The following is a 24,544-nucleotide window of genomic DNA, read 5'->3' on the forward strand; positions in this document are numbered from 1 at the left end:
AAACGTCGCCACGCAGGGCTACCCCCGGGGGCCGAGGTGTCTCAGTCCCTCCAGTTCGCGTAATCGCCCATCTCTACGTCGTCGCACAGGGTCTCCCAGAACCCGTTGTGGGCGAGTGCGGTGTCATCAAGGGTGGTGACGAGCTCGCGCAGCTCGTCCGCCGCCGCCTGGAATCTCTCCTCCTCGCCTTCCTCGTAGAACGGGAAGCGGGCGATCGTGGCCGCGACGCACTCGTGGAAGATTCCAAGGTCCCTGTTCACGTGGTTGGCGGTGGCGGACTCGGGCGTAGGGATGTGCACTATGCGACGCGACGCCACGTCGACGCCGAGCCGTCCGAACAGGCCGCTGGTCCCGAAGACGACCAACCCGCTCTTACCGATCCCGTCCAGGAGAGCCGCCTCGCTCAGCGGTTGGTACTCATAACCGATCAGCCCTGCCGGGACGCCCTTGTGCCGTAGATCGCTGGCGATCTCGTCCGGCACGTCTGCTGAGCAGCCGATGCGTACCACGGTGTACTGGGGCAACGGCAATGGCGGCAGATCCCGAATCACGCGAACATCATCCTCGCGCGCCGGCCGCCCTGGAAGCCGTGAGCTGGGTCCGTCGCCGCCAACCGGCAAGCCCCGGTATCACACATTCAAGTTCAGTAGCCCGTCGTACGCCCGATCCCGAGTGCCTGCACGCTTACGCTGCCCACCCGTGCCGCCAGGAGGCGCCAGGACTCGGCCTCGAGCTCCAGTCTGCGCTTGCGTCCCCGCCTTGCCAGCTCTAAGCCGGGCCGGTGCGATACGACGAGGTGCGATATCCGAGCGATCTGTCGGATGAGCGATGAGAGCTGATCCGGCCGGTGATCGAGGCGTGGAAGACGGCTCATCCCTCGGTCTCCGGGCATGAGGGCCGGTACGAGATGCGCGACTCAAGGCTGACGAGCTCACCGCATCGAGCTTGCCGATGTCTCAGGCGCAGGGAGCTTCCTCAGTACCAGCAGCTGCCTGTGAGGCATGGCGGGGACGACTTACCTGGTCGGCGGTGAGGGCGGAGAGGTCGTCGGGGTGGACTGGACGGCGTAGCTGTCGACGAGGGAGAAGGCGGCCACGTAGCGGTGCGTGATGTAGGCGGAGCAGCTCACTGTGTCGGTCAACAGGGGGTGCCAGGCGAGGTAGACGGTTCCGTCGACCGCAGACTTCTCCAGTCTGCCGCCTATCTGGATGTCGCCGGTCTCCGCTCTGGGCGTGCACGGAAGCTCCGCCACCGCCACTCGCAGCCGGACGCCGAGCCCGCCGTACGGAATGTCGTGCTTCTGCGCAGCCGGCCCGTACGTCGTGGACAGGCAGATCGGCTGCGAACCCGGGGGGTCGGTGCTTCCCTGCTGCGACGCGGCCGGGGACGGGTCACCGCCGGCCTGGCTCATCCAGGTCGCCATCCCGGTCAGCGTGTTCGGGGACGAACCCGAGCCCACCCACTCCTGCTCGGCCAGTACCGCGTCGAGTTGGTGGAGGTGCGTGCGGATGTCCCCGTCGAACGCGAGGTAGAGGACGCTGCTGCGGACGCAGTTGATCGGTGCCCAGTGCGCTGGCCCGATGAACGGGTTCTGGTCCTCCGTCCGGCAGGAGTCCGCCACCGATGTGCCGAGTAAAACGGCCCAGGGCAGCGCCACCGTCAGGTTCGTCAGGCGCGCGGAACTCGTCCGTGCCGCGGCCGCATCGGCGGTCCGGGTGGCGGCGGAGTGCGCGAAGGCGCCGACATCGGGCGGCGTACGGTCCAAGGTGCGGTGAATCTGCCACAGAACCAGCGCGCACACCACGCCGACCGCGACCAGCACGGGGATCACGCATCCGTGTGCCGGCGCCCCCGCCCGACCGCGTCCCCCCGTTGGATGATCCATGTCTGCATGATCGCGGGCCGACACCGGGTTTGGGACAACGGACCGGTCTCCTTACGGTCTCGCCAACCGGAACGGCCCCTACCTCGAACGGAATGTCTGCCCCGGCGGAGGATGGTAATTAGGACCTCCACTCCGGGGGAACCCTTCCGGAAGGACGCTGGGCCGGCGGACCGGCAGAGGCCAGATCAGCGATAGCGCACTTGTGAAAACCACCGGCCCCTTGCGGGTGCAGGACCGGTTCGAGTCCGGCATGGGGCTCCCTTTCGGTGCCCATGCGGCCGTCGCCGAGGTCGACCCCGAGCCTGGCATGGTTCATGTGTTGCGCGTGGTCGCCGTGGACGACTGCGGTGTCGTCCTCAACCAAGGGGCAGGCGTTCGGGTCGGCCGTGCAGGGCATCGGCCAGGCCCTGTACGAGGGCATCCCCTTTGGCGACAATGGTGTTCCGCAGCTCGCCAACGGGCTCCTGGATTACCTGGTCCCCACGGCCACTGAGATCCCATCGATCACGATCAAGGAAATCTGCACACCGCGCCCGGGCACACCGCTGGGGCCGGAGCGCATCCACGGGCTGGTCGAGTCCAACATCTGCGGCTGCACCGGCTACGAACCCATCCGACGCGCGATCATGCGTGCCGCGACCGAGCCGTCTACACGAAGCGGCCTCGGACCCGGCGCGTGACCGCGCTGACCCTGGCGCCTCCACATCCACACGCTCGACAACGCTGCGTCCGTTTCGGCCGCGTCGCTGTGTTCACACGCGGCATCGGCGAGGCGACGCTGGTGGCCGACATGCGCCTGTCCGCAACACGGCCCTACAACACCGGTACGGGCGACTCACACGGAGACGAAGAAGCGCCGTCTCTCAGCAGCCCCGAGTGATGACCGGGGCCAAATCAGTCCCGGCCCGCGATAGAGCGACCAGGTGGAGGGGTCGTTCCCGTTCGCAGCTATCTCGCGCGAGGCCCGCACCCGCGCTCACCGCCGTTCCCCGATTGCGCCACGACAGCTCTCGTTCGAAGCCGCCGCTCACCTCGCGCTCGTCGCCGCCTACAGGGCAAAGCAGGCCGCCGAGGGGGGAACGTCGCATGAGTGCAGCCGCCGACTGCGAGAGGGGCGTTGGTCCCGAGCGGGCCGTGAACGCCGTTCAGCACATGCGTGGCGACCGCGTCCAGATCGTCGAAGGAGCCATCGAGCCCGTATCACCTATCTGGGACCACGGGGCGGCAGCCGAGGCAATCCGCGACCAGATCAATCTGCCCGATGATCCGCGACGTTCAGGCTCGAAGACGTCGGCAGCGGCATGCCGGGGCAGGGCTTGGATTACGGCGGCCGCCGAAGACGTCGACGACAGGTCGTGGACCAGGGACCTCTTCGACCGCGCATGGATTGACGATAAGGTCATACGTATGTCAACCGAGTCGCAGCCCTCAAGCCGTCTGATCCCGCGACGCCTTCCCGCCGGCCGCTTGGGTGTTGCAGTCGTTTCCGAACTCGTCGACCTCATCGTGACGGGCCAGTTGCAGGAAGGCGAGTTGCTGCCCCCGGAGGGTCCGCTGAGCGAACACTTCGGTGTGAGTCGCACGGTGCTGCGTGAATCGGTGAAGCGGCTCGAGGAGAAGGGCCTGGTGATCGTTTCTCAGGGTCGCGGCACCCAGGTGCGGGCGCCGGGCTACTGGAACATGCTCGATCCGGTGGTGCTGTCCGCGTTGATCGACAACGATGAGACGCTCGGTGTCCTTGACGAGCTGACGATCGTGCGGGCGAGCCTCGAGTCGGCGATGGCGGGCGCGGTTGCCGCTTCTCGCAGCGCGGAGGGGTTGAGGAGGCTGGAGAATGCCTTGACCACGATGCGTGAAAGCGAGTTCGAGACGGACTCCTTCCGGCAGGCGGATGTGCTGTTCCACTACGCGCTCATGGATATCTCCGGCAACCGGCTGGCGGAGAACATCGCCAAGCATCTGTACAAGCGAGCCGTGGAGTCCAGCCGCTACCAGGGCATCGACCCGCCTGATGCGTTCGCACTGACGATGAAGGAACACGCGGCGATCGTCGATGCCATCTCGAGGAAGGACGTCGCCGGGGCCCAGAAGGCGATGCATGATCACATCCACGTCTCGTGGGAGCGTCGCCGGCTGCCCGACCACGCGCCACGGGCGCGCGGCCGGGCGCTGGATCAGGAAAGCAAGTAGACGTCGGCGGCGTTGCCGCCGAACACCCGCGCGCGTTCCGCGGCGGAAAGCCCGTCGAACAGGGTTTCCAGAGCGGACTTCCAGGCCGGCGCTCCTCCGCCGAGTTCGGCCAACGGCCAGTCGGAGCCGTAGAGCAGACGCTCAGGGCCGAAGGATTCCAGGGCGATCGTCACCGGGGCGGCGAGATCGGCTGCACGCCATGATCCCGGGGCGAGGCTCGACGTGAGTCCCGAAACCTTCGCGACGACGTTCGGTTGCCGCGCCAGCTTCCGCAGCCGCGACGCCCACGTGCTCCTGTCCTGCCCGGGCTCGGGCGGACCGCCCAGGTGATCGAGCACGAAGCGGAGTCCGTCGTGGCGCGCGGCCAAGCCGGTTGCCTGAGGGAGCTGCCACTCACGCACGACGAGGTCGAAGCAGAGATCCTCACGCTCGAGCGCGACAAGGCCCGCGCTGATCTCCTCGCGCATCATCCACTCCGGGTCCGGGTCGATGTGGGCAAGATGGCGCACCCCGACGACAGGGACGGCGGCGTTCTCTCGGATCTTGTCGAGCTGAGGTCCGACCTCGGCTGCGAGGTCGACCCACGCGACGAGGCCGACGATGGCTGACGAGTCCAGCTTGGCGAGCCGGATGCTCTCCTCGAGGCTGTTGCTCGACTGCACGACCACGGCACCGTCGAGTCCGGTCGAGGCCAGCATGTCGCTGAGATCGCAGGCGCCGAAGTCGCGGGCGATCGGCGCCATGGTCTCCGCGTCGATCCAGTCCTGCGGGTCCACAGCTCGATCCCACAGGTGCACATGGGCATCGATGCCGGCATTCATTCGAGGTGCCACACTTCCTCCACGGGCTGCCACAGCGCCCCGGGATCACGCTCCTTGGCGATCCTCACCTGGCACGGGTCGGTGTGCGTCCACCATTCCTGCGAAACCGGGTCGTCGGCGATCCGCCGCATGTCCGCCTCGTGGTCCTCGCCCACGTACTCGTAGTACGCGAACAGGATGTCGCCGAAGATGAAGATGCTGTAGTTGCGCACGTTGCACTCGGTGAGCTTTCGCTCGACGCCCGGCCACACGGCACGGTGCAGCGCCAGGTACTCCTCGCGCTTCTCGGGCCGCACACCCACGACGAAGGCCCTGCGCTCAGGTCGACGGGTCACGACGATCGGCCTCCGGGGTACGACGGGTCGTCCATCACGTCCGGCTCGGCCACCAGCCGCAGGGCAGCGCGTTCGGGCCGAATGTGCGGTCCGGTCGCCGCGGGCCGGGGCGCCGCAGCGCCGGCCGGTGACATCTCGGACTCGTCGACCACGATCCCGATACCTGGGCGATCGCCCAGGACGATGCCTCCGTCGTCGAACTGCTGGTCGACGTCGAGACCGACGGGAAAGAGGAGGTCCTGGACTTCGTAGGTCAGAAGGTTCGGCACGGCGGCGGCGGCGTGCGCCACCGGGTTCGCGTTGTACGCGACGGGACTCACCGGCAGATCGTGGGCATGCGCGAGCGTCGCGACGCGGAGGAAGTGGGTGATCCCCCACACGTTGCCGACCTGCACGATGTCGACCGCGTTGGCGTCCAGCAGGGGGCGGTACTGCTCCAGCCCGGTCAGGTTCTCGCCGCTTGCGATCGCCGCCCGCACCTTCCCGCGCAGCGCGGCCATGCCGGCCGCATCCCACCGGCGCAGCGGTTCCTCCACCCAGGTGAGGTCCATGCGCTCCTCGATGGCCGCGACATACCGGGCCGCCTGGGCGTGGTTCCACGACTCGTTGGCGTCGAACATGAGCGCCGGCCGACGGGAGTTGCGGCTGAGAATGTCGCGCATGATCTCCAGCCGAGGCAGGTCGCGGTCGAGGTCGCGGCCGCCTTTGAGCTTGCCGGCCTTGAACCCGCGGTCCGCGAACCGACCATAGAGGTCGGCGAGCTCGTCCTCGGTCAGGCCGTACTCGAGACCGGACGCATACCCGGGGACGAAGCGCTCGCGGGCTCCGAGGGTCCGCCATAGCGGCTCGTCGGCGGCCTTGGCCTTGATGTCCCAAAGGGCCATGTCGATGGCCCCGATGGTGCCGAAGGTGGATCCTGAGTGACCGGCCTTGAACACCCAGTCGAGCATTCGGTCGTAGAGCGCCACGACCGACCGAGGGTCATCGCCCTCGATCGCCGGGAAGACACGGGCGATGTCGGCGTGGGACCCGAGGCCGACCCCCTCGATTCCGGTGTCGGTCTCGATGATGAGGACGGGGACCGGCGTGGCATGGCTGGGCTGGACACCGTTGACGTCCCCGGTGATTCTGCCCCAGTCGTGAACGGTGCTCAGGCTGCGGTACCCAGTGATCTTCATCGGTTGTGGTTCTCCTTGCATGCGCGAGCGGTCATTCCTTGGTTCCTCCAGCTGTCATGCCCGCGACCAGGAATCGCTGGGAGAACAGGAAGACGATCAGGACGGGCAGGATCGACACGATCGTTCCCAGCGCCAAGGTGGGCAGCTGAACGGAGTCGGATCCCGCAGAGCTGGGATTGAAAGCAGGGGTTGACGCCAGGAGCGAGGTGAGCCCGACCTGGATCGGGTAGCCGTCGCTCGAGGGCAGCATCACGAACGGGAGGAAGAAGTTGTTCCAGTTCTGCACGAAGCTGAAGAACGCCACCAGGGCGACGACCGGGGCGGCCAGCGGAAGGGCGACCCGGGTGAAGACCTGGAACCCGTTGCAGCCGTCGATGCGCGCGGCCGCGAGGATGTCACGAGGGATGCTGGTCGAGAAGTAGATGTAGGTGAGATAGACGCCGAACGGGAAGAACGACATGGGCAGGATCACCGACAGCGGGCTCCCGATCAGGCCGATGCCGTTCAGCTCGAGGAAGATGGGCAGCACCAGTGCGGTGTTGGGAATCAGCATGACGACGAGGGTCAGCACGAGCAGCGCCTGCCGAAGCTTGAACTCCGTGAGCGCGAGCGCGTAGCCGGCGGGGATACTCACGAGCAGCGTGATCACCAGGGCGCCGATCGCGTACAGCGCGGAGTTCCCGATCCAGGTCGTCACCGCGCCGTCCTGGAAGTCGAACAGCTGATGCCAGTTGCTGACGAGGTCCGACCACGACCCGAGCGAGAACGGGTTGGCGACGATGAGCGTCTTCGAGGACTTCGTGACCGCGAGGAGCAGCCAGACAATCGGGACGGCGAAGAACAGGACGAAGACGACGAGCAGGACGCCGATGATGGACCGCCCGCTCCACCCGCTGAGGCTCGACCGGCGGCGTTCGGCGGAGAGTGCTGCCATGGTCATTCCTTCTCGAAGAGGCCGCCGCGGGTCACGAACACCCAGGACAGCAGAAGTGCGACGACCAGCAGGATCAGCGAGATTGCGGCCGCGCCGTTGAAGTCGTTCTGCTGGAAGGCGTATTGGTAAGCCAGCTGGTTGAGCGAGTAGTCGTTGGGCACCACCGCGTTGCTGGCCTGGCTGAGCAACTGTGGCTCGACGAACAGCTGGGTGCCGGCCGCGAGCGACATGACGCCCATGTACGCGACCCACTTGCGCAGCATCGGAAGCTGGATCCGAAACGCGATCTGGACGGCGTTCGCACCGTCGATGCGGGCGGCCTCGATCACCTCGGTGCTGATGTTGTTGAGGGCGCCGTACATGATGATGATCCACCCGCCGGCTCCGGTCCAGAACGCGATGATCGCGAAGATCGCCGGAAGGTTGCCGGGTTGGATCACCTGCACGAAGCTGTCGAACCCCATCGCCTTGAGCAGACCGCTGACCGGGCTGGCCGTCGGATCGAGGACGAAGAGCCACAACAGGACGCTGGACGCGCCCGCGAGTGCGCCGGGCAGGTAGTAGACGAAGCGCAGGGTCGTGCTCACCCACCGCGTGCTGACCGCGTGGACCACCAACGCCAGGCCGACGACGAAGACGAGCAGCCCGAGCAGCCAGATGACCAGATAGATGGTCACGTGGAACACGGCCGGCCAGAACCGGAAGTCGCCAACGACCTTGGTGAAGTTGTCGAAGCCCGCGAATCCACCATCGGCGTTCGTGAAGGCCAGGAGCACTGCGTAGAGCGAAGGGAGGATCCCGAAGGCGACGGTGAGCAACGCGTAGGGCGAGACGAAGAGATAGCCGATCGGACTGCGGGCGAAGGCGCGGCCGGGCGGCCGGCCGCTGCCCCGGCCCGACCGCCGACGCCCTGAGGCGTCGACGGTCGGCCGGCCACTCGGAGGAGCGAGGGTCATGTCACTTCACCGTGTATCCGTTGACCTTGGCCTGGTTCTCGATCGCCGTCTGCCAGGTCGGAAGCAGGTCCACGATCGACTTGCCGCCCGTGACCCCCGGGGTCATCGTCTTCGCCCATATCGCCTCCTGACTGAACGTGGGGTAACCCCAGCCGTCCCAGACCCGCGACGCCGCGGTCACCACCGGCTCCAGCGGGGTGGCGTAGTACTTGCTCGCCTCCTGCTTGGCGACCCACTTCTGTGCGGCGGGCGCGAACGCCGGGTAACCCGGTGCGGCATCGACCTGGTACTCATCGGCCGTGGTGACGAACTGGACGAACTTCTCGGCGGCCTTCAGGTTCTTCGAATGGCTGGAGATGAACCAGGTTCCGCCACCCACGTTGCCCGTCGCGGCCTCGCTCTCGCCCTTCCACGGCAACGGCGCGGCGACGCCGAGCTGCCCGGCCGGCACGTTGAGCGACTCAGGGTTGTTGAAGATCGCGCCGGCGTACCAGGCCGGACCCGGCATCATCAGCACTTTGCCGGAGTACTTCTTCAAGAACTCGGGAGTGAACACGCTGACCACCGGCACGGTCCCGTTGTGGCGGAGGGTGTCGAGCATCGAGGCCGCCCGCTTGCACTCGGCCGAGTCGGTCTTCACGGTGACGGACTTGGGACCGGTCACGTCATTGGCCTGGCACTTGCTCGCCCACATGAACACCTCGGGCGTCCAGGCATCCCCAGCCGTCCCGATGATGTAGCCGGGGTGCTCCTTGGCGACCTTCTCCCCGAGCGCCTGGTACTCCTCCCACGTGGTCGGCAGGGCGTAGCCGAACTGCTCCAGCAGGGACTTGTTGTACCAGAGCACCGCCTGGGCGAGGTCGTTGCGCAGGCAGTACACGCGGCCTTCCACCGTGCAGGGGTTGAGCGAGCCCTCGGTGAAGTTGCTGAGCGTGCCCTTCGGGACCAGACCCTTGTTCAACACGGCCGCGAACGCCTGCTTGCCGGCGCTCTTCTGGCTGGCCCACGCCGCGTCGTTGTTCTGACTGGAGAAGACGACGTCGGGCCAGCCACTACCGGCGCGGTCGAAGAGCTGCATCTTCGTCCGAAAGGAGTTGGACCCGTTGGCCGACCCGTCATAGGTGACGACCTTGATCTTGGTGTCCGGGTTCGCCTTCTGGAACGCCTTCGCGGCAGCCTGCCGATCCGCATCCACCCAGACGGTGACCGCCGAGGAGGCCTCCTGCTTGGTCTGGGGAAAGCCGTACGCCCCGTTCGCCGAGCTGCCTCCACCGCCGCAACCGGCCAGGGCCAGAAGCGCCGTTGCGGCGCACAGTACGGCGACGGTCGACGCCTTACGGCGCGAACGCACCACAGTGTGGATTCCGACCATGAGATGTCCCTTGTCCTGTCGACTTCGTTGACGACTCCGCCCGGGACTATAGGGCATACGTATTATGTTTGTCATGCATATTACCTTGATACCGGATCGTCGTTCTCCAGCAGCGTGAGATCGTCCAGAGTCGGCGCGCCCTCCCAGTCGCCAGGGCCCATGCACGCGAAGGCGCCGGCGATCGTCGCACGTTCGAGGCAGGCCGCCATGCCCGCTGCCCGGGTGTAGCCGGCAAGGAAGCCAGCGACGAAGGCGTCGCCCGCGCCCACCGAGTCCACGACCGGGACCGCGAGAGCGGCACGTTCGAGCACAGCTCCGTCGCGGTAGCCGATACTGCCGGCCGCACCCCGTTTGACCACCGCCGTCGACGGACCCAATCGCGCGAGCGCGGTGGCGAGTTCTGCAGGGTCGCTCGTCCGGGCGCCGGTGAGCAGGGCGGCCTCGTCCTCGCCTGCGAACACGAGGTCCGCGGCGCCCGCCACCTCTCGGTACACCGGCGCGGGGTCCCCTGTCCTCCACAGTGAGCGCCGGTGGTTGACGTCGAAGGAGATGCGCACTCCTGACCGCCGCGCCAGCCGCACCACCTCGCGAACGGTCTCGCGGGCCGAGTCGGAAATCGAAGCGGTGATCCCGGTGATGTGAACGAGGGCGGCGCTCTGCACCAGGTGGGGGTCGATGTCGTCCACGGTCAGGCGACTGCCTGCGCTTCCGGAGCGGTAGAACCACACTCTCGTGGTGTGAGGGGTGCGCCTCTCCTTGATCATCAGGCCGGTCGGCGCGTCGGGATCGACGATGACTCTTGCGTCGACACCTTGGCCTCGGATTTCGCGAACGACCCGCCGGCCGAGGGAGTCGGCTCCGACTCGTCCTACCCAGACCGCCTCAATGCCGAGCCGGCTGAGGCCTATGGCAACGTTGCTGTCCGCACCGCCGGTCGCGATGCGGGCGTCGGCCACCTCGGCGAGGTCGCCGACGTCGGCGGCGCGGAACAGCCCCATCGTCTCCCCGAAGGTCAGCACGTGACCGCCCATCAGGCCGCCCTCACCGCTTCCGGCCGGAGCGTTGTCACACCTGGGGGTTCGAAGGGCCTCATCGGCCGAGCCAGCCACCGTCGACCGGCAGGATCGTCCCGGAGACGTACCGCGCAGCGTCCGACGCCAAGTACACGGCAGCGCCTGCGATGTCCTCCGCCGTTCCCCACCGCCCCGCCGGTATCCGCTCGATGATCGCGCGGGAGCGGTCGGGGTCGTCCTGAAGTGCTTGGGTGTTGTCGGTCGCAATGTAGCCCGGGGCGATGCCGTTGACGGTCACACCGTATCCAGCCCACTCGTTCGAGAGCGCCCGAATCAGTCCCGCCATGCCGGACTTGGCGGCCGCATAGCCCGGCACGTTGATCCCGCCCTGGAACGAGAGCAGGGAGGCGGTGAAGACGATACGCCCGTGCTGCGCATCCAGCATCCGCCGCCCGAGAACCTGGCTGAGCACGAACGTGCTCGTGAGATCGACTTCGAGCACCTCGTCGAACCAGTCCAGGGGGTGCTCGGCGGCGGGAGCGCGGCGGATGGTCCCGGCGTTGTTGACCAGGATGTCCACCGGGCGCTCGCCTGCGACGAGCTCCTCGGCGAACCGGGTCACCTGCCGTCGGTCAGCGAAGTCGACGCGGTGTCCCGAGAATTCACGACCGAGCCGGCGCACTCGGTCGCCGATCGCCGATGACGCCGGATCAAGAGTGGCGGAGAGTCCGACGATGTCGGCACCGGCAGCGGCCAGAGCCTCGGCGATGGCGAACCCGATTCCGCGCTTGGCCCCCGTCACGACAGCGAGGCGGCCGGTCAGGTCGAACGGGTTCATGACGCACTCACCTCGACGAGCAGCTTCATCGCCTGCCCGGCCTCGAGGACACCAAAGGCCGATTCGAGCTCGCTCAGGGGCACGATGCCCGTGATGAGCTTCTCGGCCGGGATGGCGTCCTCGGCCAAGAGCTCGACGGCGCGCTCGAAGTCGTGGCGCTGGTAGACCCGTGCACCGAGCAACCTCAGCTCCCGCCAGAACACGCGGTGCAGGTCGATGGGCCGCGGTTGCGAGTGGATGGCCACCACTACGAGCGTGCCACGGACCTTGGTCAAGCGGGTCGCGCCGAGCACGGCGGCGGCCGAGCCGGAGACCTCGAACACGACGTCCGCTCCGGCGCCGTCCGTCCACTCCTCCACCCAGGCGACCTGATCGACCGACGAGGGGTCCAGTGTCGTCAGCCCCATCTCCTCGGCGGCGGCCCGCCGGGTCGGGTCGATCTCGGCGATCACGACCTCGGCACCGAACGCGGCAGCGACGATCGCGATGAGAACGCCGATCGGTCCCGCACCGATGACGACTGCCTTGTCGCCTGCGGCAAGTTCGGAGCGTCGTACGTCGTGGACTGCCACCGCGACGGGCTCCACAAGCGCGGCGTCCCGCAGCGAGATCTCCGAGGGCAGCCGCACGAGTGTCGACGCCGGTACATTCCAGTACTGTTGAAGGGCTCCGGGGCTGTCGATGCCGATGAAGTCCAGGTTCTGGCAGATGTGCTCGTTCCCCGCACGGCAGGCCGGACAAGTTCCGTCCCAGGCCAGCGGCATGACAGTCACCGCATCACCCACCGACCAGCCTTCCACGCCGTCGCCGAGGGCGACGATCGTGCCTGACATCTCGTGTCCGATCGTCGCCGGCTTGCTGACCCGGCCGTCCATGTCCCCGTGGAACACGTGGAGGTCCGTACCGCAGATTCCGACGTAAGCCACGGCAACTCGCACCTCCCCCGCACGCGGCTCGGCAGGTTCCCGCTCCTCGACCGTTATCGTGCGCTCGCCTATGTAACTTGCCGCCAACATGCCGATCGGGTCCTCCTTGCTATGTCGCAGGCCGCACCGGCCCACAGCGCTGCGCAGCCTAACAGGAAACATCATACGTATGCTGTCACTGCTACCCTCGCGCTCGTGACCAGCGAGCCACCGCCGCACGACGACGCGCCCATGCAGCAGACGCTGCCGACCCGAGGACTGCGAACCGGGCACCAGCTCACGGAATTGGGCCTGGGTGCAGCCCAGTTCGGCAACCTGTTCACCGAGACGACCGACGACGAGTCACATCGCGCCGTCAAAGCCGCAGCCGAGGAAGGGATCCGCTACTTCGACACCGCTCCGCATTACGGCCTCGGGCTGTCCGAACGCCGCCTGGGGGACGCCCTGCAGGCGGCCACTCGGCGAGGCCTGGTCGTCTCCTCGAAGGTCGGGCGCCTGCTCGTGGACAGCCCGGACACGGCTCCCCGGCTCGACGACGAGGGGTTCATCGTGGCGGCAACGAAGAGGCGGGTCTGGGACTTCAGCCGCGACGGGATCTTTCGTTCCGTGGAGGAGTCACTGGCGCGGCTCGGGACGGACCGGATTGATATCGCCTATCTGCACGACCCGGACAACCACTGGGGAACAGCATCGTCGAGCGGGATCGCCGCTCTGGCCGAGCTTCGGGACCAGGGCGTCGTCGGTGCCATCGGCGCCGGCATGAACCAGGCGGCGATGCTGGCCGAGTTCGTGAGGCAGACTGACGTCGATGTGGTGATGGTCGCCGGGCGGTTCACCCTTCTCGATCAATCGGCACTGGACGACCTGTTGCCCCTCGCCGGCACCCGCGGCGTCGGCGTCGTCGCCGCGGCGGTCTACAACTCCGGCCTTCTGAGCAGTACGACCGTGGACGGCTCGGCGAACTACGACTACGGGGCAGCGCCGTGGACCGTCGTCGAACGTGCCGCCCGCATCGCTGCCGTCTGCGAGCGACACGGCGTGGAGCTTCCCGCGGCCGCCATCCAATACCCGTTGCGCCATCCCGCGGTCGTCTCGGTGGTGACAGGGATGCGCATCGAGGAACACGTGCGCAGCAATGCCGCACGGTATCGGGCGGTGGTCCCCGAGGCGCTGTGGGAGGAACTGCACTCCACAGGGCTCGTCCCGGACCCGACCCGGACAAGCCAGTCCACAGGGTCCACTTGTTAAACATCATACGACTCTTGTGGCAAACATCATACGTATGCTAACTCTGTGCCGGGCATCAACGCCCCATCACAGGAAGCGATCGAACATGACATCGACGTCAGACTCGACACGCTCGGTGAGCAGACGATGGAGGCGCAGGGCGGGCATCCTTGCAGTGCTCGGCGCCTGCGCCGTCATCGCATCAGCGCTCATTCCCCTCCAGGCACAGGCCGCGCCTCGCACGGTGTACTTCGCAGCGCCGGACGGTAAGGACTCCGGACACTGCAGCCAGTCCCAGCCGTGCTCGCTCGAGCGGGCTCAGCACGTCGTCCGCCCGGCCGCCAAGCAAGGTGACGTGACCGTTCAGCTTGCCGACGGCACCTACCGCCTTTCCGAGCCCCTCCGGTTCGGACCCGACAACGACGGCGGCGACCACACCATCCACTGGACCGCCGCCCCGGACGCTCACCCCGTCATCACCGGCGCCTCGAAGGTCACCGGCTGGTCCAAGTCCGAGGCAGGGTCAGGCATCTGGGAGGCGGATACCCCCAGCGGCCTCGACACCCGCCAGCTCTACGTGGACGGCGTGATCGCCCCTCGCGCCGCCATCCGCCTGGCCAACGCGGACGTCACCCCCACCGCAACCGGTCTCACCATCAAGAACCCGGCCCTGAGCTACCTCGCCACACTCCCCGACCAGGGCCGCATCGAGTTCGAGTCCCTCGGCGACTTCACGAACCGCTACTCGCCGGTTCAGAGCATCAGCGCCACCGAGATCACGATGGCGCAGCCGGCGTGGGACAACAACACGTGGGGCTGGGACACCGTCCAGAACTCATTCCTGGCCGGTCCGAGCTGGTACCTCGACAACTCGCTGAAGTTCCTCACCCAGGTCGGCCAGTGGTACATCGACCCGGGCGCCGGAAAGCTCTACTACAAGCCGGCGAACGGGGTCGACCCCAACCGGCTCGACATCGAGCTGCCCCGCATGCAGACACTGATCAGCATCGGCGGAACGTACGACAAGCCGGTGACCGGTCTCGCCTTCGAGGGCATCCAGTTCTCCGGAACCTCCTGGCTCGGCCCCTCGACCGACGGGTATGCGGACCAGCAGAACGGCCTCTTCATCAAGGGCGCCTACCAATACCGCCCCGCCGACGCCTTCACCAGCTGCTCGCGCGGCTGCGAGATGTTCGAACGAGCGCGCACCAGCTGGTACCAGGAGCCCGCCGCCGTGCAGGTCTCCGCCGCCAGCCGCATCTCGTTCACCGGCAACACGTTCACCAACCTCGGCCAGTCGGCGCTGGGCGTCGGAAACGACGCCAACGCCACGACGACCGGCGTCGGACTGGGCGCCAGCGACATCGACGTGGTCGGCAACCGGTTCACGGAGGACAGTGGGCACGGCGTCGCGGTCGGCGGCGTACTGCCTGACGCGCACCACCCCAGCGACCCCAGGATGACCAACCAGAACATCCTGATCGCCAACAACACGATCAACCGCGTGGCGGTGGACTACAAGGACAACAGCGGCATCCTCAGCACCTACGTCACAGGCGCCCGCATCCTGCACAACGAGGTCTCCAACGTCCCCTACGACGGCATCGACACCGGCTACGGTTGGGGCATCAACGACGCCGGAGGGTCGAACGACTACGTCGACCGCGGCTACTACAAGTGGAACACGCTCTACACGACGCCGACCACGCTCAAGGACAACCGCGTCGAGGGCAACCTCGTGCACAACACGAAGGCACGCTTCGCCGACGGCGGATCGGTCTACAACCTCTCCGCCAGTCCGGGAACCGTGGTCGCCAAGAACTACCTGTTCAACATCTCAGGAGTCGGCCTCTACCTCGACGAGGGCTCGCGCTCGATGACGTATGAGAACAACGTGGTCCAGGGCGGTTCCTTCCTGTTCACCAACGCGTACAGCCTCCGCAACAACACCAGCGACAACGTCATCCAGAACAACTGGTACAACTCAGGTGGAGCCTCGACACCGAACGCCGAGGCGCACAACAACAAGCTGATCAACAACGTGAAGGTCACCGGCGCCAACTGGCCCGCGGGCGCACGGGACGTGATCTGCCAGGCGGGTGTCGCGCCGCAGTACCGGACCTCGCTCAACGCGAACCAGTTCGGCTTCAGCGGGTGCGCGGCCGATGCACCGGTCGCGGCCGGCCACGCCACCGCAGGAGGCTCGGCCGTCAGCTCGTACTTCGGCCAGAGCGGCAATGGATTCGGGATCGCGGCGGCCGGCGCCGACGTGTGGGGCGCCGGCGGTCAACACGACGACCAGTTCGGCTCGATCTACCAGGCCGGCTCGTTCACCGCCGACTCGAGCGTGTCCACCCGGGTTGTGTCGGTCAACGACGCCAACGCCTGGGCCAAGTCCGGGGTCATGGTCCGCAACGACATGACCAAGGCGGGAGCGTCGGCCGGGTATGCCGTCGTCGCGGTCACCGCCCGCAACGGCGTCGTGTTCGAGTGGGACACCAACGGCGACGGCTACCTGGACACCGACGCCCGCGCCAGCGTCGACATCTACCGCCCCATCTGGGTGAAGCTCACCCGATCGGGTACCTCGTTCACCGCCTCGTACTCCTACGACGGTGCCAACTATGTCCCGATCGGTCAGCCCGTGACGTTGGCCTCGGCCGCAGCGAAGCAGGACGCGGGCATCTTCTCCACCTCCCACGACGCCACCCAGTCAGCGATCAACCAGTTCGACTCCGGCGCCGTCACGGCCGCGATGCCGTAGGTGCCGCTCACAGTGGGTCGACGACAGGCGCGGCGAGGTGATCCCAAGCCGCGCCGGCACACCGACCGTTCAGGTTCGCGGACTCTGACGGAGCGCATACGAGAGGACCAGAGCACCGAGCCTGACCTGCCGTCGACCATCCCGTCGTGCGGGGCGGGTGTACGCCCGCCCCGCACGACCTTCCGGCCCAGCACGGTGGGCCGCATCCAACCGCGGTCGCAGCCTATGTGTTCAGGGCGTTGATGAGCCGGCCGGGGATTCCTGACGAGATTTCAGGGGCCTTGCCGGATCCAGATCCGGGCAAGCTTGTCGATCGAGATGTGCGGCGCGCGGCGGAGCCGGCCGCCCGCTGCGCGGTGTTCTGTGGACACACCCTGTGTTGCCTCACGTCGTATTGCGGCTGGGGAGCGAAGTGGCGTACGAGTGGCGGCTGTTCTGGGTCGCCGTAGCCGGCAGCGGCGGTGGGGGCGGGCATCCGCCCGCCCCCACCGCCGTCCGTTGCCCCGCTCAAGCCCGGCGGCCGCCGTCGACCGACAGGGCAGTGCCGGTGACGTAGGAGCGTCCGGCGAGCACAGCCACACAGCCGCGGCTGCAACCTCCTCGGACTCCGCCAGCCTGCGCAACGGGTCACGGCCGCCTTCTGCTCGACCGGGGTTGTGTGACGGGATTCTGCGCTGTTCACCGCGAAGTCGAGCCCACCGAAGGACCCACCCGACCTCAGCAAGGCAGACCGTCAGGCCCGCGCCGAGTACGCCACGGACACGGCCGCACCGGTCGAGGACTACACCATTCGGCCTCAGGACTCAGGTTGACGAAGCTGGCAAGTGACTCGTACGGCCTGCCTGCCTCGCTATACGATCGGTCGTCGGAGGTGAACTGCGATGCCGGGGAGGCAGAGTGTACGAGCTGGTGCTCCGAGTAGATGCTGGACCCATGGCGACCGATGAGCAAGTGGAGCGCCAAGTGCGTAGCCTCTACCGCGACTTGAGAACGCTCGGCCTGTTCAACGTGGAGCGCAAGCAGGCTCCGGCGCCGGCCAACTCGATGGCCTCCGCTGGGCACGAAATCGGCGCCCTCGTTGTCAGCGGCGCCTTCTCGGCTGCGGCACTGAAGGCCATGAGTAACGTCTTGATGGCGTACATCCAGCGCTCCAAGGCCCGTTCCGTGGAATGGGAGTTCGACGGCAACAAGGGTACGTTCCAGGCGCTCTCCGCAAAGGACCAAAACAAGCTGCTCGACGTGGTGGCCACGCGGATCGCCGCAGGGGTCAGCGCGGACGGCGACAGCAGGGAGCCGGGAGGCAGCGATGGCGGGACGCCGGATCGCGCTGCTGATCGCGACTGACGGATACGTCGACCCCGGCCTCAACCAGCTCCGGTCGCCTGTGCGCGGCGCCAGCGAGCTGGAAGCCCTGCTAAAAGACGAGGCGGTGGGCCGCTTCGACTTCGTCCGTACGCTCACCAACCGACCCAAAGAGGAGATCGAGCGAGAGATCGAGGCGCTGCTGAGTAATCGCGCGCCTGACGATGTGGTCCTGCTCTACCTCGCCTGTCACGGCATCAGGAACGACACCGACCGGCTGTTCTTCGCGACGATCGGGACGGACCTGAGTCGCCCCCACACCACAGCCGTCCGGGCAGACCTCATCCACCAGCTCTTGGACGAGTGCGAGGCCCGCACCAAGATCGTGCTCCTCGATTGCTGCTACAGCGGTCTCTTCCACCGGGCCACCCCCATGTCTCCCGCGCCGGTCGACGTGGAGGCGGCACTGGTCGGCCGTGGCACCTTCGTGATCACCGCGTCCACCGCGCTCGAATACGCCTACGAAGGAGACCAGCTCACGCTCGACAACGCCCGCCCCGTGGCACGTTTCACCGCCGCCGTCAACGAGGGGCTCAGCACCGGGCTGGCCGATCTCGACCGTGACGGTGTCATCACGCCCGACGAGCTTTACACGTATGTGCACGACGCCGTCGTCAACCAGAGCGGCCCAGAGCAGACGCCCACCAAGTCCGGCCAGTGTGAGGGGCATGTCCCCCTCGCGTACGCTGCACGCACTGACCCTTCCACCGGCCTGCTTTCGCAGGGAGCACGGACAGACGAACTCATGCTGGGGACGCTGCTTCCTCCGCCGGTTGATACCTCGGACCGGGGGTTCATCTGTGACTCTTGGGAGGGTACGTCCCGGCTCATAGTGCCGATTGGCCGTACATCTGTGGCCTCGGGCGGCGAACTCATGTGTCTGGACCTCTCCAACCGGAGCGGAAACGCAGCGGTCGTCGGCAGGCTGGGCAGCGGCAAGACGACGCTGCTGCGTGTGCTCGCCATGTCGCTGGCGCTGACCCACACGCCGCACGAGGCGGAGTTGTATCTCCTGGAGGGAGCCGTCAATCGGCTGGGCGTGCTTCGATCGATGCCGCACGTGAAGAAGGTCGCCGCCGCACACGAGCACGAGGCGGTCGCAGAGGTCCTCACGGCGTTGAAGGACGCCATCGCCGCCCGGCGGGCTCTGTTCCGGGATCTGGACATCGACTCGGTCGAGGAGTTCCGCGAACTACGCGCAGCGGGACGGCTGCCGCGCGACAGCGGCAGCGATGTCTTCCTTGTGATCGACGGCTGGCTCGACTTCGACTGGGAGATACCCCAGTTCGCTCAAGAGGTCCACCGACTGGCGAATACCGGCCTGAACTACGGACTGCACCTCCTCGTCTCCGCCCGGCGTTGGAGCGACTTCGGTACGAGCCTGCTGGGCCTGCTCGGGACTCGTGTCGAACTGCCCCTGGACGACCCATCAGAGTCGCAGATCGATGCGACTCTCTCAGCGAGCCTCGGAATCGGCTGGGGCCTGTCGCTCCGACGGCGTTTCCGGGTGGCTGTGCCCCATCTGGAAGAGGTCACCAGCTCCGCGGAAGCCAGGCAGGCCCTGGCTGAGACAGCACAGCGAATGAGGGAACGCTGGCACGGCGTGCAACCGGACACGGCGCCCGCACCCCGCACCGACATCCCGTTCACGGAACTTTTCGACATCAGCGACGCTGAGCGGTTCGACGCCACCCGCGCTTGGTCGCAGCGCCCACCGCAGGAGCGGCTGCGGGTGCCGATCGGGGTCAGCGACGACGGCCGGCCCGTCATGCTCGACCTCAAGGAAGCAGCGCACGGCGGGATGGGCCCACACGGCCTGTGCGTTGGCGCCACCGGCTCCGGCAAGTCGGAACTGCTGCGCATGCTGATCCTCGGCCTCGCCGTCACGCACTCGTCGGAGACACTGAACTTCGTCCTCGCGGACTTCAAGGGCGGTGCCACATTCGCCGGCATGGAGGGGCTGCCGCATGTTTCGGCAATCATCACCAACCTCGCCGACGAGTTGACCCTCGTCGACCGCATGCGCGACGCCATCAGCGGCGAGCTCTTGCGCCGCCAGGAACTGCTACGCGTTGCGGGCAACTACCCCAACGTCTTTCAGTACGAGAAGGCGCGCGCCGCGGGCGCCCCTCTGGATCCCCTCCCCTCGCTACTTATCGTGATCGACGAGTTCTCCGAACTCCTCACTGCTCGGCCTGAGTTCATTGACCTCTTCATCCAGGTCGCACGCATCGGCCGCTCCCTCGGCGTGCATCTGCTGCTCATCTCGCAGCGCTTGGAGGAGGGCAGGCTGCGCGGCCTTGATACATACCTCTCGTACCGGATTGGTCTGCGAACCTTCTCGGCCGCCGAATCCCGCGCGGCCATCGGAGTCCCGGACGCCTACCACCTGCCCCCCGTGCCGGGTTCCGGCTATCTCAAGCACGACTCCGAGCAGATAACCCGATTCCGAGCCGCATACGTCTCGGCCCCCTACGCAGCAGGAGAAGCCCCGTCTGCCGCGGACGACGCCATCTTCGAAGACATCTTCGCGGACAGCCTGCTGGACGTGCTGGTCCGCCGAATCGAAGGCCAGGGGCCGCCTGCACACCAGATCTGGCTGCCTCCACTGGACTACCCGGCCACCCTCGACCAGCTGCTGCCAGAACTGGCGACCTCGCCTGAGCGCGGGCTGCACCCCCCGGCATACGAGGGGCTGGGCGGACTCCGGGTCCCGGTCGGGCTGGTCGACCGGCCCGACCAGCAGCGCCGCGATCCGTTGTACCTCGACTTCTCTGCTGCCGCTGGGCACGGCCTGATCGTCGGCGCACCCCAGACGGGCAAGTCGACATTGCTGCGTACTGTCATCTGCGCGCTCGCCTTGACCCACACGCCGTCCGAAGTCCAGTTCTATTGCTTGGACTTCGGCGGCGGCGGCATGCAACAGCTCCAGCATCTGCCACATGTGGGAGGAGTGAGCTCGCGGCTCGATCCGGAGCAAGTACGACGTACGGTCGCCGAGGTCGCCGGCGTGCTCGCCACACGAGAGAAGTTCTTCCAGACCCACGGCATCGACTCTATGGCCGCATACCGCAAAGGACGCGCGGCAGGAAAGTGGCCGGACCAGCAGTGGGGCGACATCTTCCTGGTCATCGACGGCTGGTCAAGCTTCAAGCACGAATACGAGCAGCTAGAGGAGACCATTTTCGATCTCGGGACACGCGGCCTCGGCCACGGCGTCCATCTTTTGCTCGCGACCACCCGCTACGCCGACGTCCGCCCAGCGCTGCGCGACTACTTCGGCACGCGAGTCGAGCTGCGTCTCGCCGACCCAATGGACTCAGAGATCGCACGAAAGGTGGCGGCGGATGTTCCGGTCGGTGCGCCGGGCCGCGGTCTGACCCTCGACAAGTTCCACTTCCTGGCCGCCGTGCCGCGACTCGGCGACGGGCCCAGCGCCTCCACAGGACTGGCAGAGGCCACAGTGAACTTTGCCGATGCCATCCGGTCACAGTGGACAAGGCCGACAGCCCCGCCCGTACGTGTCCTGCCCACGCTGCTGCCCGTGGACGCGCTTCCCACGGACCTCGGCCCTTCCAAGACCGAAATCGCCCTGGGCCTCGATGAAACGACCTTGCTGCCCTTCAGCGTCGACTTTGAGACCGACCCGTATCTGGTCGTCATCGGGGAGAGCCAGTCCGGGAAGACGTCACTGCTGCGGCTGCTTGCCCAGAGGATCAGCGAGCGCTACACGCCCCAGGAAGCGCAGCTGATCGTCGTCGACTACCGGCGTTCGCTATTGGGCGATCTGCCCTCGCAGTTTGTGACGGAGTACGTCCCCAACGGCCTGCAACTGCAGTCTCATGTCGAGGCCCTGGTCGACGTCGTAGGAAAGCGGCTCCCTTCCTCGGACGTCACCCCGGAACAGCTGCGGAACCGAAGCTGGTACACGGCACCCGACATCTTCCTGCTCGTGGACGACTACGACCTCGTCGCGACCGCCTCGGGCAACCCCCTCCACCTTCTCCTGGAGTACCTGCCGTTCGCGCGGGACATCGGCCTCCGCGTAGTGCTGTGCCGCAATTCGGCGGGAGCAGGGCGGTCGATGTTCGAACCCATCATGCAGCGCCTGGGGGAACTGGGCGCGCACGGGCTGACGCTCTCGGGCGACAAGTCCGAGGGCCCGCTCATCGGTTCCGTCACCCCGCGCCGCCAGCCTCCCGGCCGCGCCACGTTCACTGGCCGACGCAACATGCCACGGCAGGTCCAACTGGCCTACCAGCCTCCCCATGCCAGCTGATGGGCGACGGGGAGAGCCGGCTGACGCTGCTGGGGTCACAGCGCGGCTTGGCCGGTGGCCCGCAGGGCGGCCGTCATGAGGAGCTCGCCGCTTGATCCCGTGCCGTTCGTGTCCGAACGACCACCGACCCCGTGAAATCACCCTCACCTCAATTCGATCGACCCCCGCACCACCGCAACCTCGCGCTTGTCGTGCGGCCATCTCTCCCGTGATCGGCTTGAGGACCTCTGTAGTGATCAACTCTTGCATGTGCGCCTGGAGGGACTCCCGCCCTGAGCGTGTCTAAAGAGTCACTCAACGTGTTCGGAGGCGGCACAGGCCGGCCGCCGCGGGTGGATTGGCAGCATGCTCCTACCGGGGCGGCCCGAACTTTTTGTCGGTCGGCGTCCCGAATTCGCGATGTTCGACCGCTGGCAGGACGCGACGATGTGGTCTGCGGCCGTGTGGAGACCGCGTGCGCTCGCCGGTCTGTAGAGGACGGCGACCGGCTCTCCGGTTCCACCCGGGCCGTGGTCGACGAACGCTGTTCCGCGACCGGCGCCCTCGACACGGACACGCGGATAGGACCCGGTACTCTTCTTCACCTCGAAAGTGCCCCCGCGACGGGACAAGGACCTCAGCAATCCTCGTTCTCGCTGGTCAGAGGCACTTTCTGCTTTCTTGATCACCAACCGGACGGACCGTCTCGTGAACGCGTGAGGCTAGATGAGGCCTGCGGCTCCACGGTTTGCGGGTGGACCGCAAGGAGGTGTGGCAAATCACGCATGCTGCGCACGGGCCATTACCGATGCGCCCCCGATAGCGGCGGCGGATGCTCGAAGACAGGCACGCTCCTCGCCCCCCCGAGGTGATCACAATGACTTCCTCCCTTCCTGCCGTCACCGGGGTCGACGGTCCGCCCGTCCTGGACGCCTTCCGGGCCACCGAGCAACTGGTGAACTCCGCAGTGCCCACCGTGGCCGACATCGCCGCCGTCGAGGTCTCGGACAGCACCCTCTGCGAGCACACCGCCTTGTCCGAAGCATGCGACGGGGTCGGCTTTCACCGCGCGGCCTTCCGCGGCGTACGCCACCCAGGATGCGCCTACCGGATCGGTGAAGCCTGCGCTATCCCTTCCGGAACGCCCTATAGGCGCAGCCTCAGGGACATGCGCCCACGCATCGTCTCCCCCATTCCTGCGCGGGCACGGTGGCTGGCACATGACCCCGTCCGAGCTGCTGTGATGTGCGAGAACGACGTGCACTCCCTCATGGTGGTACCGCTCACCGCGAACCACGTCATCCTGGGACTCGTCGCCTTCTACCGGCGCAGAGGGTCCTCACCCTTCCGGCAGGCCGACCTGCGGGCAGCGGCAGAACTTGCGCAACGGGCAGCCCAAATCCTCGACGCAAGACGCCGCGAGCTGCAAGAGCAGGGGATGGGACGCCGATTCCAGCAGGCCCTGCTGGCACAGCCGCCCCACCTGACCGCCATCGAAGACGTCAACGGCCACGTACCGGTGAACGGCCCTCCGGGCGGATGGTTCGACGTCATCCCCCTCGCCAGCGCCCGCGTGGGGCTGGTGGCAGGATTCTGCAGCGGTCGCGGAATCCCGGCGGCAGCCGCCATGAGCCAGCAGAAGGCGCAGGTCAGGGCGTTCGCCGTACAAGACATCGATCCCGGTGAGGTCCTGACCCGCAGCTTTGCACCGCCCACACGCGAGTCCGACGCTCAAGGTTCGCCCTCGGCAGCGGGGCACTGCGTGTACGCGGTCTACGACCCGGTGACCCGCCGCTGCACGGCAGCCCACACGGGCCTGGCTCGTTTGACGGTGGTCGACGCCGATGGTGCGCAATCCGTTGCTCCCTCCACCCAGGCGCCCATCGGCGCGGAGTCGTACGAGGTCGCCGAATTCCACGTGCCTCCAGGCAGCCTCCTGGCGCTGAGCTGTGCCGGTCCCCAGGAACAACACCAGGGCACGCCCGTCGACGAGGCGCAACCGGACCGAGCCGACCCGGGCATGGGCTCGCACCAGCCGGGACCGAGGACGACGTCGGCCGTCATCCTCACTGCTCGAACGCGAGCCACCACACCCGCGGACATTGCCACGTGGGATCTGCCCAACGAACCATCCGCAGTGGCAGACGCCCGCGCCCGGACCGCCACACAGCTGACATCCTGGGGACTCCCGGACCTGTCCTTCACCGCCACATTGGTGGTGAGCGAACTGGTCACGAATGCGATCCGCTACTCCACCGGGCCGATCCAGCTGCGCCTGATCCGCGACCACGCCTTGATCTGCGAGGTATCGGACACCAACCACGCGGCACCCCACGCCCGTGAACCGGCGCCGAGCGAACAAAGCGGCCGGGGCCTGAGCATCGTCGCCCACCTCACCCAGGGCTATGGCACGAGATACACAACGTCCGGCAAGATCGTCTGGACGGAATTGAGGTTCCCCGCACTCAATAGTGCCTAGTGCTCT

Annotated in this window: 18 protein-coding genes and 2 pseudogenes; 7 read left to right on the forward strand and 13 right to left on the reverse strand. The window is 67.1% G+C overall.

Going from position 1 to position 24,544, the window contains the following annotated elements; all coding sequences use genetic code 11:
* Positions 1 to 41: 41 nt before the first annotated feature.
* From ACSHXN_RS47630 to ACSHXN_RS47640, 3 genes and pseudogenes are all read right to left on the reverse strand, one after another.
* A complete protein-coding gene (locus ACSHXN_RS47630) occupies positions 42 to 551 on the reverse strand; it encodes an SUKH-4 family immunity protein (RefSeq protein WP_438307120.1) in 510 nt (169 codons plus the stop codon).
* Positions 552 to 646: 95 nt separating this feature from the next.
* A pseudogene (locus ACSHXN_RS47635) lies at positions 647 to 766 on the reverse strand (IS30 family transposase); the annotation flags it as partial.
* A 249-nt stretch (positions 767 to 1,015) separates the two neighbouring features.
* Complete coding sequence (locus ACSHXN_RS47640) at positions 1,016 to 1,831, reverse strand: hypothetical protein (RefSeq protein WP_438307121.1); 816 nt, start codon at positions 1,829 to 1,831, stop codon at positions 1,016 to 1,018.
* Between the two features lie 304 nt (positions 1,832 to 2,135).
* Here ACSHXN_RS47640 and ACSHXN_RS47645 point away from each other — a divergent pair.
* Both ACSHXN_RS47645 and ACSHXN_RS47650 read left to right on the forward strand, forming a co-directional pair.
* A pseudogene (locus ACSHXN_RS47645) lies at positions 2,136 to 2,565 on the forward strand (molybdopterin cofactor-binding domain-containing protein).
* A 406-nt stretch (positions 2,566 to 2,971) separates the two neighbouring features.
* Complete coding sequence (locus ACSHXN_RS47650) at positions 2,972 to 4,075, forward strand: FadR/GntR family transcriptional regulator (protein ID WP_355140676.1); 1,104 nt, start codon at positions 2,972 to 2,974, stop codon at positions 4,073 to 4,075.
* Here the strand turns inward: ACSHXN_RS47650 and ACSHXN_RS47655 are convergent.
* The 9 genes from ACSHXN_RS47655 to ACSHXN_RS47695 all read right to left on the reverse strand — a co-directional run bounded on the left by ACSHXN_RS47655 (position 4,060) and on the right by ACSHXN_RS47695 (position 12,538).
* Positions 4,060 to 4,896 (reverse strand): amidohydrolase family protein, encoded by an 837-nt coding sequence (locus tag ACSHXN_RS47655; RefSeq protein ID WP_438307123.1) that lies wholly within the window; start codon positions 4,894 to 4,896, stop codon positions 4,060 to 4,062. The genes ACSHXN_RS47650 and ACSHXN_RS47655 overlap by 16 nt on opposite strands.
* Complete coding sequence (locus ACSHXN_RS47660; RefSeq protein ID WP_355140678.1) at positions 4,893 to 5,231, reverse strand: L-rhamnose mutarotase; 339 nt, start codon at positions 5,229 to 5,231, stop codon at positions 4,893 to 4,895. Before ACSHXN_RS47660 ends, ACSHXN_RS47655 begins: the two co-directional genes overlap by 4 nt.
* Entirely contained in the window at positions 5,228 to 6,409 is a 1,182-nt protein-coding gene (locus ACSHXN_RS47665; RefSeq protein ID WP_403850251.1) for a mandelate racemase/muconate lactonizing enzyme family protein, read from the reverse strand. Before ACSHXN_RS47665 ends, ACSHXN_RS47660 begins: the two co-directional genes overlap by 4 nt.
* 31 nt (positions 6,410 to 6,440) lie before the next feature.
* Entirely contained in the window at positions 6,441 to 7,349 is a 909-nt protein-coding gene (locus tag ACSHXN_RS47670) for a carbohydrate ABC transporter permease (protein ID WP_438307124.1), read from the reverse strand.
* Positions 7,346 to 8,299 (reverse strand): carbohydrate ABC transporter permease, encoded by a 954-nt coding sequence (locus ACSHXN_RS47675; RefSeq protein ID WP_438307125.1) that lies wholly within the window; start codon positions 8,297 to 8,299, stop codon positions 7,346 to 7,348. The genes ACSHXN_RS47670 and ACSHXN_RS47675 overlap by 4 nt, the downstream gene beginning before the upstream one ends.
* A gap of 1 nt (position 8,300) precedes the next feature.
* On the reverse strand, positions 8,301 to 9,671 hold the full coding sequence (locus ACSHXN_RS47680) for an ABC transporter substrate-binding protein (RefSeq protein WP_355140682.1): 1,371 nt from the start codon (positions 9,669 to 9,671) through the stop codon (positions 8,301 to 8,303).
* 80 nt (positions 9,672 to 9,751) lie between these two features.
* Positions 9,752 to 10,702, reverse strand: a complete 951-nt coding sequence (locus ACSHXN_RS47685) for a sugar kinase (protein WP_438307126.1) — start codon at positions 10,700 to 10,702, stop codon at positions 9,752 to 9,754.
* Between the two features lie 58 nt (positions 10,703 to 10,760).
* A complete protein-coding gene (locus tag ACSHXN_RS47690; RefSeq protein WP_355140684.1) occupies positions 10,761 to 11,522 on the reverse strand; it encodes an SDR family oxidoreductase in 762 nt (253 codons plus the stop codon).
* Positions 11,519 to 12,538 (reverse strand): zinc-dependent alcohol dehydrogenase, encoded by a 1,020-nt coding sequence (locus ACSHXN_RS47695; RefSeq protein ID WP_438307127.1) that lies wholly within the window; start codon positions 12,536 to 12,538, stop codon positions 11,519 to 11,521. The genes ACSHXN_RS47690 and ACSHXN_RS47695 overlap by 4 nt, the downstream gene beginning before the upstream one ends.
* 141 nt (positions 12,539 to 12,679) lie before the next feature.
* Between ACSHXN_RS47695 and ACSHXN_RS47700 the strand changes: the two genes are divergently transcribed.
* Complete coding sequence (locus tag ACSHXN_RS47700; protein ID WP_438307165.1) at positions 12,680 to 13,696, forward strand: aldo/keto reductase; 1,017 nt, start codon at positions 12,680 to 12,682, stop codon at positions 13,694 to 13,696.
* A 66-nt stretch (positions 13,697 to 13,762) separates the two neighbouring features.
* Here ACSHXN_RS47700 and ACSHXN_RS47705 read toward each other — a convergent pair whose 3' ends face one another.
* The gene (locus ACSHXN_RS47705; RefSeq protein WP_355140686.1) at positions 13,763 to 13,888 is read right to left on the reverse strand and encodes a hypothetical protein; all 126 of its coding nucleotides are present in this window, start codon (positions 13,886 to 13,888) and stop codon (positions 13,763 to 13,765) included.
* Between the two features lie 142 nt (positions 13,889 to 14,030).
* Here ACSHXN_RS47705 and ACSHXN_RS47710 point away from each other — a divergent pair, with 142 nt between their 5' ends.
* From ACSHXN_RS47710 to ACSHXN_RS47725, 4 genes are all read left to right on the forward strand, one after another.
* The gene (locus ACSHXN_RS47710) at positions 14,031 to 16,439 is read left to right on the forward strand and encodes a right-handed parallel beta-helix repeat-containing protein (RefSeq protein WP_438307128.1); all 2,409 of its coding nucleotides are present in this window, start codon (positions 14,031 to 14,033) and stop codon (positions 16,437 to 16,439) included.
* A 933-nt stretch (positions 16,440 to 17,372) separates the two neighbouring features.
* Entirely contained in the window at positions 17,373 to 17,783 is a 411-nt protein-coding gene (locus tag ACSHXN_RS47715) for a hypothetical protein (RefSeq protein ID WP_355140688.1), read from the forward strand.
* Positions 17,746 to 22,080 carry a type VII secretion protein EccCb gene (gene eccCb / locus ACSHXN_RS47720; protein ID WP_438307129.1) on the forward strand — a complete coding sequence of 1,445 codons (4,335 nt, stop codon included), beginning with the start codon at positions 17,746 to 17,748 and terminating at the stop codon, positions 22,078 to 22,080. The genes ACSHXN_RS47715 and eccCb overlap by 38 nt, the downstream gene beginning before the upstream one ends.
* Before the next feature lie 856 nt (positions 22,081 to 22,936).
* A complete protein-coding gene (locus ACSHXN_RS47725) occupies positions 22,937 to 24,538 on the forward strand; it encodes an ATP-binding SpoIIE family protein phosphatase (protein WP_438307130.1) in 1,602 nt (533 codons plus the stop codon).
* Positions 24,539 to 24,544: the final 6 nt, after the last annotated feature.

This window comes from Streptomyces sp. HUAS TT11, from assembly GCF_051553595.1.
GTDB lineage: Bacteria > Actinomycetota > Actinomycetes > Streptomycetales > Streptomycetaceae > Streptomyces.

What these genes read in the sequence shown, in the direction of transcription:
- ACSHXN_RS47650 (WP_355140676.1), top strand. Translation starts at nt 2,972, where the DNA reads ATGAGTGCAGCCGCCGACTGCGAGAGGGGCGTTGGTCCCGAGCGGGCC.
- ACSHXN_RS47655 (WP_438307123.1), bottom strand. Translation starts at nt 4,896, where the DNA reads ATGAATGCCGGCATCGATGCCCATGTGCACCTGTGGGATCGAGCTGTG.
- ACSHXN_RS47665 (WP_403850251.1), bottom strand. Translation starts at nt 6,409, where the DNA reads ATGAAGATCACTGGGTACCGCAGCCTGAGCACCGTTCACGACTGGGGC.
- ACSHXN_RS47670 (WP_438307124.1), bottom strand. Translation starts at nt 7,349, where the DNA reads ATGACCATGGCAGCACTCTCCGCCGAACGCCGCCGGTCGAGCCTCAGC.
- ACSHXN_RS47675 (WP_438307125.1), bottom strand. Translation starts at nt 8,299, where the DNA reads ATGACCCTCGCTCCTCCGAGTGGCCGGCCGACCGTCGACGCCTCAGGG.
- ACSHXN_RS47680 (WP_355140682.1), bottom strand. Translation starts at nt 9,671, where the DNA reads ATGGTCGGAATCCACACTGTGGTGCGTTCGCGCCGTAAGGCGTCGACC.
- ACSHXN_RS47685 (WP_438307126.1), bottom strand. Translation starts at nt 10,702, where the DNA reads ATGGGCGGTCACGTGCTGACCTTCGGGGAGACGATGGGGCTGTTCCGC.
- ACSHXN_RS47690 (WP_355140684.1), bottom strand. Translation starts at nt 11,522, where the DNA reads ATGAACCCGTTCGACCTGACCGGCCGCCTCGCTGTCGTGACGGGGGCC.
- ACSHXN_RS47695 (WP_438307127.1), bottom strand. Translation starts at nt 12,538, where the DNA reads ATGTTGGCGGCAAGTTACATAGGCGAGCGCACGATAACGGTCGAGGAG.
- ACSHXN_RS47700 (WP_438307165.1), top strand. Translation starts at nt 12,680, where the DNA reads ATGCAGCAGACGCTGCCGACCCGAGGACTGCGAACCGGGCACCAGCTC.
- ACSHXN_RS47705 (WP_355140686.1), bottom strand. Translation starts at nt 13,888, where the DNA reads ATGAGCGCTGATGCGATGACGGCGCAGGCGCCGAGCACTGCAAGGATG.
- ACSHXN_RS47715 (WP_355140688.1), top strand. Translation starts at nt 17,373, where the DNA reads ATGGCGACCGATGAGCAAGTGGAGCGCCAAGTGCGTAGCCTCTACCGC.
- eccCb (WP_438307129.1), top strand. Translation starts at nt 17,746, where the DNA reads ATGGCGGGACGCCGGATCGCGCTGCTGATCGCGACTGACGGATACGTC.
- ACSHXN_RS47725 (WP_438307130.1), top strand. Translation starts at nt 22,937, where the DNA reads ATGACTTCCTCCCTTCCTGCCGTCACCGGGGTCGACGGTCCGCCCGTC.